We start from the raw sequence: 14503 nt of genomic DNA on the forward strand, positions 1-14503 counted from the left end.
GGGCCAATGACACCGCCATCGCTGACGGATGCGCGCGTATAGGTGGGTTCTGGCGCAAAGGGAAGCTGATTCGTGGTCTGTAACACCACCCAACACGTCGGCAACTTTTATTTACCAATGCCTGAATTAGCTGCTCCGCCCCCCAAACAGCTTTTGAAGCCAAACCGATTCTGTGATAGCTTCATACAATAAATATCCCATAGAACCAAATGGTTAACGGGAAATATGGTTAACAAAATGTTAACATCACCTATTCCCCGTGCCCGGAGGTCTTTGTCATGCTTGGTTTGCTTGGTCTGCTCGGGGCGGTATTCGCTGGCGTCATGGCCGATTCATTCAGTACGCCGGATGATGGCCCAGAGGTGGCGGATGATCACCCAGACGCAACCCAAGACGACAGTGGCGATGCAAGCAACATCTTCCACCTGCTGTCGTCGCGCGATGCCAGCGTAGCGGCTTCAGACGAAGGCCCGATTGAAGGCGATAACCCCGAACAAGACGGCGTAATCTCTTCCAATGACGTGATGGTGCCAACCTCCGAAGACCTTTGGCTGAACGGCGATGACCTTGCCAATATGCTGCGCGGTGATGCGGGGGATGATCACATGGCGGGCCAAAACGGCAACGACGCCTTGGCCGGATATGACGGAAATGACAGCCTGAATGGCGATGACGGCGACGATGCACTCAGCGGTGGTAGCGGCGATGACAGCCTGACGGGCGGTGCGGGGGCCGATCTGCTCCACGCCGACGCCGGCAATGATACCTTGGATGGCGGCACTGACACCGACACCCTGCACGGTTGCGACGGCGATGATAGTCTGTCGGGCGGCGGTGGCGCTGATAACCTCATCGGCGGCGAAGGCGAAGACAGCCTGCACGGCGACGCGGACGATGACGCACTCGACGGCGGCGCGGGCAATGATATTTTAACAGGCGGCACTGGCAGCGACACCCTTGACGGCGGCGCAGGCAATGACACGATCTGGGGCCAGACCGAAGACGACCCTGATCACACGCCCGATTTCCTCAATGGCCAAGCGGGCGATGACACGCTGATGCTTGGCGCGGGCGATTCTGGCAATGGCGGTGAGGGTGAAGATCGCTTCCATCTGCTCGATATTGGCGCGGGTGACCCGCCAATGCAGATCACCGATTTCAACCCACATGAAGATTCACTGGTGGTAATCTATGACGTCGCGATACACCCAGATCCGCAGCTTACGCTGGAAACTTCTGACTCTGGCACCACCACCCTGCTGCTGGATGGCGTCCCACTCGCAACTCTGCAATCCGTCGCAAACCTCGATCTCAGCAGCATCACCCTACAAGCTGCCTAACGCCACAACTCCGGCTGCACCTGATAGCCAATATACAGCGGATGTTTCGGTGCACCCGCCAAGGTCAGCCCCAAATGATACAGCGGCACCCCCGTGCCACGCAGCAATTCTGCCACCGCCGAACCCCGCCCCAAATGCGCGCCATGGCTGCCCCAGCCGCAAATCACCTGATCCGCCCAAGCCGCCCCTTCGGCAATCGCCTGATCGTTGAGCGGCCCAACCGGATCAACCTGCGCCCGCATCACCTTCGGATCGGTGGCGCGGTAAGCAAAGATATTTGCCACGCGAAACGCGCCAAACCCCAGGGCCCGCGCGCGGCGCTCACAACGCTCCACCGTCGGATCATTCTGCACCTCGGTTGCGGTAGACGGGTTCAGCATCACAAAAAACGCCTTCCGCCCCCCGGGTTGCCATTCCCGCGTCAAAGCATAGCGATAGGCCTCACAGGGCGAATACACCGCCACGCTTTCCGCATCGCCCTTCAGAAACCGCCGCGTGATCATAACCCGCCCCTAAACCCAACGCTGCTAACCTTGCGCCAAACCGCCCGAAACACAACACGCCCCCGCATTGTTCTTTTCAAAATACTCCCGCCAGAGACTTCAACTCGCAAGCCAGCGCGCCGTTCCAAAGCTTAACACTTTCTGAACGCGAAAAATCAACATATTGATATTGCTGTACAATCATGTCTGTCCACGCGTGGACAGAGCAGATCAGTTAAACACCCGGCTCGGATGCAACTCGCCCGATTTGTATATCCCCACCGCAACCGCGCGGCCCTGATAACTCGCCCAAGCCTCATCGCCGTAGCCAACCGACGAGGCCAGAACCATCCCCGGATTGCCATTCTTCAACCGCGCCGCCCCTTCCGGCGTGCAGGGCAATTCCGGCAAATCGGCCAGCCCCAGTTCCAACGGCTTCAAAAACGCATCCAACTCCGCCGTCTTCGCCAAAGCATCAATCTGCTCCAGCGAAATCCCCTCAACCGCCGTGAACGGCCCCGACCATTCCCGCCGCAACCAAGCCACATGCCCCAGACAGCCCAAAGCTTCCCCCAGATCGCGGGCAATCGAGCGGACATAGCCGCCCTTCCCACACACCATCTCCAACTCAACCTGATCCGCCGAGGGCCGCGAGAGAACCTCCAGCCGCTCCACCCACAACGGCCGCGCCGCCAAATCCATCGCCTCGCCCTGCCGTGCCAGATCATAGGCGCGCTCGCCATCGACCTTCACAGCGGAAAACTGCGGCGGCACCTGCTGAATATCGCCGCGAAACGCCGCCAAGGCCGCTTCAATCTCAGCATCCGAAGGCCGCAACGCAGATTCCGCGATCACCGCTCCCTCGGCATCGTCCGTCGTCGTCGCAGCACCAAAATTCACCATAAACCGATAGCATTTCAGCGCATCGGTCACATAAGGCACCGTCTTGGTGGCCTCGCCCAAAGCTATCGCCAGCACGCCCGTCGCCGCAGGGTCCAGCGTGCCCGCGTGGCCCGCCTTCTGCGCGTCCATCGCCCATTTCACCTTATTGACCACGGCGGTCGAGGTGATCCCGGCAGGCTTGTCCACCACCAGCCAGCCCGAAACCGCCCTACCCTTTTTGCCGCGCGCCATCGTGATCTCCTCTTGCAAACCGCCCGATAGCCCCCGCCCCAGCGCGCGTCAACGTGGAACCACCACGCCCACCATCGGCCCCATCGGAAACCCGGCATCATGCCGCCCGCTGTCATGGTCATAGAGCCGCGAGATCGAGCCATCAAAATACAGCGCATCCGGCAGCCCAAGCCCATCGCGGAACAACCGCGCGAAGGTATAGAAATTGACCTGATCATTCGAAATCGCGAACACGGCCCGGCTGCCATCCGCCGAAACCCCCACGCCATTGCGGATATTCAACGAATCCGAATCGGCCAAAAACTTCGGATGCAGCTTACCGCCAATCACCAGCATCGGCCCCGATTGCGTCGCATAACGACAGCTCGGCTTTTCAGCTGCAAACGCCAAAGTCTCGATCACCCGCAGAGTCGCGCCGATACAAAACACCCCATTCGGCACCAGCCCAAAATTCCCCGGCCCCGCCCGTGTGATCAACGGCGTCGCCTGCGCGCCGTCCTCGATGTAAAGCCCAACCGGGCTTAGATCGCGGTGGTACATCCCGGCGTTCATCGCGAAATCAAGCCGCAAGCCCCGCGGTTCCAGCATTTTGTCCAGTGCCGAAAAACTGCCCAACGCCCCATCCGGCCCCGAATGAAACAGCCGCAGATCAGCCCCCGCGCTCACCTCGCAAATGGAATAAGACGCGCCCTCGAACGCCATGTCCCGGCAGCCCGCAAAGGCCCCCATGCCCCAAACAGCCAGCATAAATGCCAGCCGCCACATGATTATTCCTGCGCCTTGTCGTCCGCAGCCGCATCATCCGGCTTGGCAATATCCGCCTGCACCTTCGGGTCGGCAAACAGCCGCCGTGCCTCTTCCAGCCGATCAAACGTATCATCCGGTCGGAACCGCAACTCCGGCGAATGCCGCAGGGTCATTTCCGCCGACACCCGCTTGCGCAGCTCCCAAGCGTTCTTCGCCAGCGCCGCAATCGCCTGCTCCACCGTGGCCCCGCCCATCAGCGGCATCACATACACCGTCGCCACCTTCAGATCGACCGAGACCGAAACCTCGCCCACCGTGATCGACATGTCGTTTAAGCTCGGATCATGCACCTCGCCGCGTGCCAAAATCTCCGACAGCGTGCGCCGGATCAATTCGCCAACCCGAAGTTGACGCTGCGAAGGCCCCTTGGCCGAATAGGAACGTGTGTTTGCCATGCCGCCGTTTACGCCAATCCGCCCCGGCCCGCAACGGCGGGCTTTCACGCCCCTTACAAAACCGCTAAACCCCACGAAACTTCGGAGCATCCCATGACCAACACCCCCGGCATCACCGTCACCGGCGCCTCAGGCCGCATGGGTCAAATGCTGGTCAAAGGCATCACCGCCCATCCTAACGCCCGGCTCGTCGGATGCATTGAGCGCCCCGGTCATGCGTGGATCGGCCAAGACATCGGCCTCTGCATGGGCGGCCCCGCCTTGGGCGTCAAAGTCACCGACGACCCGCTGGAAGCCTTCGCGATCTCGCAAGCCGTGATCGACTTCACCGCCCCAAGCGCATCAGTCGCATTCGCCGGCCTCGCCGCCCAAGCCCGCGCCGTTCATGTCGTCGGCACCACCGGGCTGGAACTGCAGCACCATGCCAAACTCGATCTGGCCGCCCATCACGCGGTGATCATCCAAGCCGGCAACATGAGCCTTGGCGTCAACCTTCTCACCCGCCTGACGCAAAAAGTCGCCGCCGCCCTCGATGAAGATTGGGATATCGAGATCATCGAATCCCATCACCGCATGAAGGTCGATGCCCCATCGGGCACCGCTTTGATGCTCGGCCATGCCGCTGCGACGGGCCGTGGCATCGATTTCGACACTGCAAAAGTCTCAGGCCGCGATGGCATCACTGGCGCGCGCAAACGTGGCAATATCGGCTTCTCCGCGATCAGAGGCGGCGATATCGTCGGCGAGCATGACGTGCTGTTCGCCGCCGACGGCGAGCGCATTATCCTGCGCCACCTCGCCACCGATCGCTCGATCTTCGTGCGCGGCGCGCTGAAAGCTGCCCTTTGGGGGCAATCCCAAAAACCGGGCCGCTATGACATGATGGACGTCCTGGGGATCTGACCTGCTGCTCATCGGTCCCTGACGCTGCCTCTTCGCGCGCCAGAAGCGAATGCAAGGAAGCGCCGAGCTCACCTCAATCCGCTTAGAAATCGACCGCCAGCCCCTTCTTCTCCCAATCGCCATAGCGCACAGGCTCCGGCCCCTTGCGCCCGCCTAACTCCACCGGACGCTCGACAGCATCGGCCAACAGACGACGCTCCTCAGCCTCGGCCAAGGCGCGCAGCGCAGCAGCCGGAAGAGTGGCGGCGGGCAGTTCGGGGTGATCATTCATCGCGGTTTCCTTGCGGCTTCATCTTTGTTGATATACGGCCAATCGACACATTCTCAAGAGGCAGCACATGGCAGAGGCAAACGCAGGCTTGGCAGCACGGGCCGCCACCTTGGCAATTCTGTCGGCGATTATGGAAGAAGGCCAGACCATGGCCGTCGTGCTGGCCAACAAGGCGGGGGCGCTGAAAGGCGTTGGCCCGCAAGACCGCGCCCGCGCCCAACGCCTTGCCCTGCAAGTCATCCGGCTGCTGGAACCGATTGACCGCCTGCTGGAACCGCACCTGCGCAAGGCCCCACCCTTGGCGGTGATGAACATCCTGCGGCTGGCCGTGACCGAGTTGCACGAGGGCACCGCCGCGCATGGCGTGGTCAACGCCGCTGTTGAACTCGCCCGCAAAGGCCAGAAAACCACCCATATGGCAGGGCTGATCAATGCGGTTTTGCGCAAAATCCCCGAAGGCGCCCCCCTAACTGGCCCCGCGCAGATGATGCCGCGCTGGCTGCGACAACCCCTCGTTCATGCCTACGGGCGCGAGGTCGTCACCGCGATTGAGGCCGTGCAAGCCAAAGCCCCGCCGCTGGACATCACCCCGCGCGGCCAAACCCTCCCGGAAGGCAACGCCCTGCCCACCGGGTCAATCCGCCTGACTGAGCCCGGCCAAGTCTCCACCCTCCCCGGTTTCGCTACTGGCGATTGGTGGGTGCAAGACGCCGCTGCAGCCTTGGCCGCGCCCCTGCTGGCCGCAAAATCCGGCGAGAAAGTGCTTGATCTCTGCGCAGCGCCCGGCGGCAAAACCCTGCAACTTGCTGCCGCTGGTGCGCATGTCACCGCGTTGGATATTTCCGCGCCTCGGATGGAAAAGCTGCGCGAGAACCTCACGCGCACCCGCCTGCAAGCCAAACTGGTGGTCGCAGATGCCCTGCATTGGCAGCCTGAGCATCTGTTTGATGCGGTGCTCTTGGATGCCCCCTGCTCGGCCACCGGCACCATTCGCCGCCACCCCGAACTGCCGTTCCTGAAAGACGGCTCAGAACTCGCAGAACTCACCACCCTGCAAGCGGCGTTGATCGACCGCGCTTTGATGTTTCTCAAACCGGGCGGGCGGCTGGTGTTTTGCACCTGCTCGCTTTTGCCCGACGAGGGTGAGGTGCAACTGACCGCCGCCCTTTCCCGCCATCCCGGCCTCACTGTGCAAATCCCAGCGCTGTCCGGCCTTGATCCAGCTTGGATCACCCCGGAAGGTGGCCTGCGGCTGCGCCCCGACTATTGGGCCGAAATCGGCGGCATGGATGGGTTTTTCATGGCTGTTTTGACGCGCAGCTAGCACGTGTCCACGCGTGGACAAGGAGTGTACTATATATATTTCAATGGGTTAAGGTAACCACATTCATCTTTCCTTAACCCTTGCCTCCGGCGGCTTGCGTGATTTTATCGAGGCAAAGACGCGGTAATACAGCCAATCCGGCAAAAACTGACTGCCCCGGAACAGCAATGAAAACACAGTCGGAAAACTGGCTTTGAACCACCGCGATTTCATCAACGCCAGCATCTCTGCCGCTGCCTGTTCCGGCTCCATCAAAAACGGCATCGAAAACTCATTCTTCGCGGTCAACCTTGTGCGGATAAAGCCGGGATTGCCCAACTGAACCTTAACCCCACTCCCCCGCAAATCCGCGTACAAACTCTCGGCCAAAGCCATCACCCCGGCCTTGCTGGCTGCATATCCGAGCGCCCCCGGCAGCCCCCGAAACCCCGACAAAGACCCCGTGATCACCAGATGCCCGGCTCCGCGCGCCACCATGGCGGGCAGAACCGCGCCGACAACCCGCGCGCAGCCGGTGAAATTCACATCACACATCGCCTCCAACTGCGCCGCATCCACTCCATGTGCAGTCATCGGCCAATACACCCCGGCGAGAAACACCACGCCATCCAGCACGCCAACCTGCGCCACCGCCGCCGATATAGAAACCGCATCCGCAACATCCACCACCACAGCAGAAGCCCGGGGCACCTTGCCGCAAGCCTCGGCCAGCCGTGCAGGATCGCGCGCCGACAAGATCACCTTCGCGCCTTCCGCCGCCAAAGCCTGCGCCAGCGCTAGGCCGAGACCCTCACTCGCCCCGACCAGCCAATAGCGTTTGCCCGCGAAATGCACCGCCATCCCCTAGCGTGAAATTTCGTCGTGCGGCGGCACAGGCGGGCTGCGGTATAGCGCGCCTTTCCACCACAGCTTCAACGCTTGCCAATGGATCAAGGCGAGCACCCGGCGCGATCCAAACGGGCGGCGCAGACAGGCTCGCAGAATCGCGGCATTGGTCAGCGGCACGCGCGGGCCGGTCAGGGTAGCGATCAGACCAGCCTCCCCGACGCTGTAGTCAATCCAGATACCGATCTTGTCAGCGCTGATATCAAAGCGAAAACGATAGCTGCCCTCCACCGGCTGAAACGGCGAGACGTGGAAGATTTTCTGCGCCGTGACGGTATCATCGCGGGTCAAGGGGGCGAGATCTTCGCGGTGGCACAGATAACAATGGCGCTGACCGAAGGTGTTGGAGACCTCGGCAATCACCACCCGCAAGCCTTTCGCATCGCGGCATAACCAAAAGGAGACCGGGTTGAAAACATGACCCAACACACGCGGCTGGGCGAACAGCAGAATCTCAGACGCCATTGGCAGGCCTTGCTCGGCCAGCACTTGCCGCACCCACGCCACGCCCCGCCCTTGTTTGGGCGGCCCGCCGTGATCGGTATCATGTAACGCGGTCAAATTGCCGCGATTGCGCGAGAACAAGGCAGGCCCGCACGCAGTTTCCGGGTTCAGCAGCAGATAATCGACGCGGTAATTGAAGCGGTTTCCAACGCCGCCGCGCCGCCCGTGAAAAGTGGTGCCTGCGATGTAATCGACATCGTTCATTCGGTCCGCACCCGTACGCGCATCGCCTCGACCACATCGACGGCGCTGGCAAAGCCGTCTTCGTGGAAGCCGTGGCGCATCCACGCGCCACAATACCATGTATTTAGTTGGCCATTCATCGCTTTGATCTGCTTTTGCGCGTTTAGGGCAGCGTGATCATAGACCGGATGGCGGAAAGTGACCTGATCATAGATCAATTCCTGCCGTATCGGTTGGTTGGCATTCAGCGTCACAAACAGCGGATCGTCCTGCGGGATCGGTTGCAGTGAGTTCATCCAATAGGTCAGGTCGATCTTGTCCGAACGGGGGCCTTTGGGTTCGGTATAGACCCAACTGGACCAGCATTTGCGCAAAGCTGGCATCAGGCTGGCATCGGCGTGCAAAGTGGCTTGATTGGGCTGGTAGCGCACGGCGGAAAGCGCTGCGGTTTCGGTTGGGGTTGGATCGGAGAGCAGGCGCAGCGAATCGTCGGAATGGGTGGCGAGGATCAAATCGTCAAACAGCTCCCACTCACCACCCTGCGCGCGGACCAGCACGCCGTCGGGCAGGCGTTTGATCCCCGCAATCGGGGTGGACAGGCGGAGTTCGACGCCATGGCGTTGCAGATGGTCCGAAAGGCGGCTGACGTATTGGACAGAGCCACCCTGCACGGTAAACCATTGGTGTTGATTAGAGATTTGCATCAGTGCGTGGTTTTGGAAGAACGAGATTAGGGCTTGGGCTGGGAAGTCGAGGATGTCTTGCGGCGGGGTGGACCAAATCGCACCTGACAGCGGCAGGATGTAGTAATCGCGGAAATAGGGGCCGGTGCGCAGGGTTTGCAGCAGCTCGGCGATGGTCAGATCGGGGTTTTGGGCAAGAGCGCCTGCGTGTTTGTTGAAATGGGTGATGTCACGGCACATCCGTAGGAAGGCGGGGCTGAACAGGTTGCGGCGCTGCGCAAACAGGCAGTCGAGATCGCGCAACGCGTATTGTAGCCGACCGCCGTTGATCGAGGCGCCAAAGCTCATGCTGCTGGGCGCGATGGGGACGTTCAGGCTGTCGAACAGCTTTACAAGATACGGATAGTTCACCTTGTTGAACACGATAAAGCCGGTATCGACGGGCTGATCGCCGCGCTTTCCGGCGAGAACGGTGCGGGCATGGCCGCCCAAACGCGGCTCGGCCTCAAACAGCACCACGGCATTGTCAGGGGCAAGCTGATACGCCGCGGCCATGCCAGAGATGCCGCCGCCGACAATGGCAATCCGGCGAGGGGCTTGGGCAAAGGTCTCGAAGGGCATGTGCAGTCCTGTCGTGGTGTCTGATCTGATACGCAGATGAGCGGGGGGTGGATCATCTTTTATTGTGATCCAGATGCACGGGGCTTGCGTAAACGTTTCATGTTGCTTGACCTTGCCCTCCACGCGCCCATCTATGGGCCTATACTGCCGCCGATGCGGGTGGGGCGGCGTGGAGTGGGCAAAAGCGTGACGGAAGCGAAGGGCGAGGTCGACTTTACGGCGCTGATGCTGGCCGTGCGGGATCGTCAGGACCGGGCGGCCTTTGCGGCGCTGTTTCAGCATTTCGCGCCAAGGGTGAAGGGGTTCTTGATGAAATCCGGCACCGATGCGGCTTTGGCGGAAGATTGCGCGCAGGATGTGATGGCGGTGCTGTGGCAGAAGGCTGTGCAATATGATCCGGCGCGGGCAAGCGTGGCGACGTGGGTGTTCACCATCGCACGCAACCGCCGCATTGATGTCGCCCGCAAGGCGCGCGGGCCGGAGCCTGGGGCGTTGGATTGGGGGCCAGAGACGGAGCCCGATCAGGCAGATATCTATGAAGCCGGGCAAGAAACCGCGCGACTGGTGGCGGCGATGGCCGATCTGCCGGAAAAGCAGCGCGCACTGGTCCAGCGGGCGTATTTCGGTGAGTTATCCCATTCGGAAATCGCAGCCGAGACCGGTCTGCCGTTGGGCACGATCAAATCCCGGATCCGGCTGGCGCTGGACCGTCTGCGCCAGAGCATGAGTTGAGGCATTGACATGAGTATCCGGCATCATCTGTCTGACCCGTTATTGATCGCCTATGCGGCTGGGAATTTGCCCGAAGCGTTTGGGCTGGTTGTGGCCACGCATGTCTCGATGTGTGACGCCTGCCGCGCACAGTTGGCGGTGTTTGAGGCTGTGGGCGGGGCGGTGATGTATGGTGAAGCGGTGGCGATGGCGGATGGGGCGCTAGAGGCTGCGATGGCGCGGCTGGGTGCGCCCGAGGCTGCTAAGCCATTGGCGCGGCCCAAGTTAAAACAGAACGATCTTCCGGCTCCGTTGCAGGACTACGTCGGCGGCGGTCTTGCCGCGGTGAAGTGGCGCAGCTTGGGGATGGGGGTGCGTCAGGCGATTTTGCCGACCGCCAAGGGCGCGACGGCGCGACTTTTGTACATCCCGGCAGGGCAAGCGGTGCCGGATCACGGCCATCGCGGCACCGAGTTAACGTTGGTTTTGCGCGGCGCGTTTCGCGATGCCACAGATCGCTTCGGGCCGGGGGATGTTGAGATTGCGACCGAAGAGTTGGAGCATACCCCGGTGGCTGAGGCCGGGGAGGCCTGCATATGTCTGGCTGCAACCGATGCGCCGCTGCGGTTCAGCGCGTTGATCCCAAGGTTGTTGCAGCCGTTGTTTCGGATTTAAGCGCAGCCAGCGGTGGGCTGCACCCACCCTACCGATACAGCCTGACCGTGATCATCTGGCCGCTGAGCGTTACAGGTTCGTCTGTCAGGATCAAATCATCACAGTTCAGAGCGATGCCATTCACCTTACTGGGCACGAGGGCAAAAATCGCCAACATATCACCGCCGCGCAACTGCACAGCACCTGTGATCACGGCCACGTCGGGGCGTGGCAGGCAGCGAGCGGTCATCACGTTGAAATCGTCGCTAGCGGCGCTGACGGCTTCGGCCCGAATTGGAGTGTCGCCTGCGAAGGCCACGGGCGCAAGCGGTTTGGCGTTCAGGTGCAGGCCGTCGCCGATGAGGTCGAAACCGGGGCCGGTGATCACGGTCAGGTTGCGTTCGATGCCGGGGAAGATTGAAAAATCACCGTTCTCCACCACCGAGGCGCGCGACAACCGCCAGAGCAGATGGCCGTTATCCTCAAGCTTCAGCATTTCAACCGTCACACCTTTGCCGTTGGCCCAAGGCATCTTGCGGTAATCGGCGGGGGTCAGGTGGCGGATCATTCTGCGGCTCGCGTCGGTGTTGTGGGGGCTGCCAGGATCGGGGTCGGCTCGTTACGCTCTAATTCTTCGAAATCGAAATTATCCAACCGCGCCGCACGTTTGCCCGCACGTTCTGCGGCGGTGGTGATGCCATCCAGATCGGCGCGGGCTTGGTGAAAATGCGTGGAAAGCTTGTCAACGCGCTCGACCACGATCTCCACATCTCGGTGCAACTGGCGCAGCGTGGTGCGGATCGCGCCTGCCTGTTCGCGCATCCGGGCATCTTTCAGCACAGCGCGCATGGTGTTCAGCGTGGCCATGCAGGTGGTGGGCGAGACGATCCAGACCCTTGCGGTGAAGCCATCGCGCACGACTTCGGGGAAGTTGGCATGCAACTCGGCATAAACAGCTTCCGAGGGCAGGAACATCAGCGCGCCGTCGGCGGTTTCGCCGTCGAGGATGTATTTTTCCGAGATCGCCTTAATATGGACACGCACGGCGCTGCGCAGTTGCGCTTGGGCTTCCACGACCGCGCGAGGGTTGTCGGCGCGGCGCAGAGCCTCGTAGGCCTCCAAGGGAAACTTGGCGTCGATCACGATGGGACCGGGCGGATTGGGCAAGTGGATCAGGCAATCGGCGCGCTTGCCGTTCGAAAGCGTCGCCTGCATCGTAAAGGCGTCCGAGGGCAGCGCCTTTTGCACGATGTCATTCAGCTGGATTTCACCGAACGCGCCGCGCGCTTGCTTGTTGGCAAGAATGTCTTGCAGGTTCAGCACGTTGCCTGACAGTTTCTCGATATTGGCTTGGGCTTTGTCGATGGTCAGCAGGCGTTGTTGCAACTCGCCCAAGCTGTGTGCGGTGCGGGTGGCGGTGCCGTTCAGGCTTTCGCCCATCGCGCGCTGCACTTCGGCGAGGCGCTTTTCCATCAGTTGCAGCATGGCAGTTTGGCTGACGGCTTGGTTTTCACTGACATGGTGCAACCCGCCTGCAAGGCGTTCCTGGCCGTCCCCCAAGGCCTGCACACGTTGGCCGAGCCAGCCCATTTCCCGCATCAACGGGGCGGCCATCGTGGCAGATCGGCCAGCAGCGCGCAGGATCAGGATCAGAAGAAGCGCAAGCACAAGAACAGCCCCGCCGATCAGCAGGACTTCGGGGGCGTTCCATGCGTAGGTTTGGCCGAAAAGGGTGATCATCTGCGCCCGAAAAGCCTTTCGATATCGTGGAGTTTCAACTCCACATAGGTGGGGCGACCGTGGTTGCACTGGCCGGAATGCGGCGTCGCCTCCATCTCGCGCAGCAGGGCGTTCATCTCTTCGGCGCGCATTTGGCGGCCAGATCGGATCGAGCCGTGGCAGGCCATGCGGGACAGGATCGCCTCCATCTTGGTTTGCAGGCTCTGGCTTTGGCCGAGGTCGGCGAGTTCATCGAGCACGTCGCGGAGCAGGGCGGCGGCGGAGGTATTGCCGAGGATGGCGGGGGTTTCCCGCACCGCGATGGCAGAGCCGCCAAAGGGTTCGATGGTGAGGCCGAGGGCGGTCAGGTCTTGAGCTATGTCGAGCAAGCGGGTGGCATCGGAGGGGGAAAGTTCAACAATTTCAGGGATCAGCAGGGCTTGCGCCTTTATGCCAGTCTCGACCATCTGGCGTTTCAGGCGTTCATAAACGAGGCGTTCATGGGCGGCGTGTTGGTCTACGATCACCATCCCCGTGGCGGTTTGGGCGATGATGTAGTTCTCATGCACCTGCGCGCGGGCGGCACCCAGCGGAGTGTTGATGGGGTCTTGCAGAACGGGTTCGATGCGGGCGGAGGGGGTTTCGGCGAAGCCTTGCGGATCAAAGCTTTGCGGTTCTGGGGCTTGATAGGCGTAAGCACGGCCTAGGCTGGCGGCGCTGGGGCGGTCCATTTGGTAGATGCGCGGGTATTGCGACTGGGTTTCGGGGCGCATTGCGGCCAAGGTGGCGTCGGCGACGGTGGAGCTGGCGCGGTGGCCTGCGGTGGACAGGGCGGTGCGCAACCCGGTGATGATCAGACCGCGGGCGGCTTCGGGTTCGCGGAAACGCACTTCGGATTTGGCGGGGTGGACGTTGACGTCCACCCGCTCGGGGTCGCAGATCAGGTTGAGCACGGCGGCGGGATGGCGATCCCGGCTGAGAAAATCGTAATAGGCGACGCGGAGGGCACCGAGCAGGTTGCGGTCCAGCACCGGGCGGCCATTGACGCAGACGAACTGCTGCACCGAAGACCCGCGTGAATAGGTGGGCAGCGCGGCGTAACCGGTCAGGCGCAGGCCGTCGCGCTCGACATCGATTTTCAGGGCGTTGTCGATGAAATCTCGGCCCAATACATGGGCGAGGCGGCTGTGCAGGGCGTCGAAGAAATCGCCTGAGAGGGGGTCGGCGCGGAAGATCGTGCGGGGGGCATCGCCTTCGGCGATTTCCGTCAGGGTGAAGCCGACTTGCGGTTCTGCCATCGCAAGCCGTTTGATCACTTCAGCGATGGCTTGCGCCTCGGCGCGGTCGGTGCGCAGGAATTTCAGCCGGGCGGGGGTGGCGTAGAACAGGTCGCGGAGTTCAACCGTGGTGCCACGGGAGGCGGCGGCGGGGCGGACTTCCGCTTGGCGACCGCCTGCGACGGTGAGACTGGCGCCGTCGTATCCCTCGGCGCGCGAGGTGAGGGTGAGGCGGCCGACGGAGCCGAGGGAGGCCAGCGCCTCGCCCCGGAAACCGAAGGAGCGGATGTTCAGCAGGTCAGAGCCGTCGATTTTCGAGGTGGCATGGCGGGCTATGGCAAGGGGAAGGTCGTCGGGCGTCATGCCGCAACCGTCATCGGTGACGCGGATCAGGACTTTGCCACCTGCGGAATATTCGACCGCGATGCGCTTAGCGCCTGCGTCTAAAGCGTTTTCGACCAGTTCTTTGACGGCAGAGGCCGGGCGTTCCACCACTTCTCCCGCGGCAATGCGGTTGATGGCGGCTTCGTCCAAAGCGCGAATGATGGGGCGTATGTTGGGGGCATGCAGCGTCATGCCCCCAGTTCTAGCATCCTGCGGCGCAAACCTC

At 61.8% G+C, this 14503-nt stretch carries 16 protein-coding genes; 5 read left to right on the forward strand and 11 right to left on the reverse strand.

Features of this window, described 5'->3' with window-relative positions:
- The first annotated feature begins 278 nt into the window (after positions 1 to 278).
- Positions 279 to 1340, forward strand: coding sequence for a calcium-binding protein (locus AKV04_RS20835; protein WP_054008308.1), 1062 nt, complete (start codon positions 279 to 281; stop codon positions 1338 to 1340).
- Here the strand turns inward: AKV04_RS20835 and AKV04_RS20840 are convergent.
- The 4 genes from AKV04_RS20840 to rbfA form a co-directional block, all read right to left on the reverse strand.
- Positions 1337 to 1843, reverse strand: a complete 507-nt coding sequence (locus tag AKV04_RS20840; RefSeq protein ID WP_054008309.1) for a DUF1643 domain-containing protein — start codon at positions 1841 to 1843, stop codon at positions 1337 to 1339. The genes AKV04_RS20835 and AKV04_RS20840 overlap by 4 nt on opposite strands.
- 210 nt (positions 1844 to 2053) lie before the next feature.
- Positions 2054 to 2956 carry a tRNA pseudouridine(55) synthase TruB gene (gene truB, locus AKV04_RS20845; protein WP_054008310.1) on the reverse strand — a complete coding sequence of 301 codons (903 nt, stop codon included), beginning with the start codon at positions 2954 to 2956 and terminating at the stop codon, positions 2054 to 2056.
- Between the two features lie 48 nt (positions 2957 to 3004).
- The gene (locus AKV04_RS20850; protein ID WP_054008311.1) at positions 3005 to 3721 is read right to left on the reverse strand and encodes a phosphodiester glycosidase family protein; all 717 of its coding nucleotides are present in this window, start codon (positions 3719 to 3721) and stop codon (positions 3005 to 3007) included.
- A gap of 2 nt (positions 3722 to 3723) precedes the next feature.
- Complete coding sequence (gene rbfA, locus AKV04_RS20855) at positions 3724 to 4158, reverse strand: 30S ribosome-binding factor RbfA (protein ID WP_054008312.1); 435 nt, start codon at positions 4156 to 4158, stop codon at positions 3724 to 3726.
- 93 nt (positions 4159 to 4251) lie between these two features.
- On the opposite strand from rbfA, the gene dapB reads away from it, so the two are divergent.
- Positions 4252 to 5061 carry a 4-hydroxy-tetrahydrodipicolinate reductase gene (dapB, locus tag AKV04_RS20860; RefSeq protein WP_054008313.1) on the forward strand — a complete coding sequence of 270 codons (810 nt, stop codon included), beginning with the start codon at positions 4252 to 4254 and terminating at the stop codon, positions 5059 to 5061.
- Positions 5062 to 5143: 82 nt separating this feature from the next.
- Here dapB and AKV04_RS20865 read toward each other — a convergent pair whose 3' ends face one another.
- A complete protein-coding gene (locus AKV04_RS20865; protein ID WP_054008314.1) occupies positions 5144 to 5332 on the reverse strand; it encodes a DUF1674 domain-containing protein in 189 nt (62 codons plus the stop codon).
- A 67-nt stretch (positions 5333 to 5399) separates the two neighbouring features.
- Between AKV04_RS20865 and AKV04_RS20870 the strand changes: the two genes are divergently transcribed.
- The gene (locus AKV04_RS20870; RefSeq protein WP_054008315.1) at positions 5400 to 6656 is read left to right on the forward strand and encodes an RsmB/NOP family class I SAM-dependent RNA methyltransferase; all 1257 of its coding nucleotides are present in this window, start codon (positions 5400 to 5402) and stop codon (positions 6654 to 6656) included.
- Between the two features lie 63 nt (positions 6657 to 6719).
- Here the strand turns inward: AKV04_RS20870 and AKV04_RS20875 are convergent, their stop codons facing one another.
- The 3 genes from AKV04_RS20875 to AKV04_RS20885 are packed head-to-tail and all read right to left on the reverse strand — an operon-like array spanning position 6720 to position 9532.
- Positions 6720 to 7490: an SDR family NAD(P)-dependent oxidoreductase gene (locus AKV04_RS20875; RefSeq protein WP_235815724.1), complete on the reverse strand. Its 771-nt coding sequence runs from the start codon at positions 7488 to 7490 to the stop codon at positions 6720 to 6722.
- Between the two features lie 9 nt (positions 7491 to 7499).
- Positions 7500 to 8249: a DUF1365 domain-containing protein gene (locus tag AKV04_RS20880; protein WP_054008317.1), complete on the reverse strand. Its 750-nt coding sequence runs from the start codon at positions 8247 to 8249 to the stop codon at positions 7500 to 7502.
- Positions 8246 to 9532 (reverse strand): NAD(P)/FAD-dependent oxidoreductase, encoded by a 1287-nt coding sequence (locus tag AKV04_RS20885; protein ID WP_054008318.1) that lies wholly within the window; start codon positions 9530 to 9532, stop codon positions 8246 to 8248. The genes AKV04_RS20880 and AKV04_RS20885 overlap by 4 nt, the downstream gene beginning before the upstream one ends.
- A gap of 153 nt (positions 9533 to 9685) precedes the next feature.
- On the opposite strand from AKV04_RS20885, the gene AKV04_RS20890 reads away from it, so the two are divergent.
- Together AKV04_RS20890 and AKV04_RS20895 are read left to right on the forward strand one after the other, a co-directional pair.
- Positions 9686 to 10264, forward strand: coding sequence for a sigma-70 family RNA polymerase sigma factor (locus tag AKV04_RS20890; RefSeq protein WP_328287163.1), 579 nt, complete (start codon positions 9686 to 9688; stop codon positions 10262 to 10264).
- 9 nt (positions 10265 to 10273) lie between these two features.
- The gene (locus tag AKV04_RS20895; RefSeq protein ID WP_054008319.1) at positions 10274 to 10918 is read left to right on the forward strand and encodes a ChrR family anti-sigma-E factor; all 645 of its coding nucleotides are present in this window, start codon (positions 10274 to 10276) and stop codon (positions 10916 to 10918) included.
- A gap of 28 nt (positions 10919 to 10946) precedes the next feature.
- Here AKV04_RS20895 and AKV04_RS20900 read toward each other — a convergent pair whose 3' ends face one another.
- From AKV04_RS20900 to mutL, 3 genes are read right to left on the reverse strand one after another with little or no spacing between them, the layout of a single operon-like run.
- Positions 10947 to 11465 (reverse strand): HutD/Ves family protein, encoded by a 519-nt coding sequence (locus AKV04_RS20900; protein ID WP_054008320.1) that lies wholly within the window; start codon positions 11463 to 11465, stop codon positions 10947 to 10949.
- Entirely contained in the window at positions 11462 to 12637 is a 1176-nt protein-coding gene (locus AKV04_RS20905; protein WP_054008321.1) for a DNA recombination protein RmuC, read from the reverse strand. The genes AKV04_RS20900 and AKV04_RS20905 overlap by 4 nt, the downstream gene beginning before the upstream one ends.
- The gene (gene mutL / locus AKV04_RS20910; protein WP_054008322.1) at positions 12634 to 14469 is read right to left on the reverse strand and encodes a DNA mismatch repair endonuclease MutL; all 1836 of its coding nucleotides are present in this window, start codon (positions 14467 to 14469) and stop codon (positions 12634 to 12636) included. Before mutL ends, AKV04_RS20905 begins: the two co-directional genes overlap by 4 nt.
- Positions 14470 to 14503 lie beyond the last annotated feature (34 nt).

This window comes from Cypionkella psychrotolerans (assembly GCF_001294535.1).
Lineage (GTDB): Bacteria > Pseudomonadota > Alphaproteobacteria > Rhodobacterales > Rhodobacteraceae > Cypionkella > Cypionkella psychrotolerans.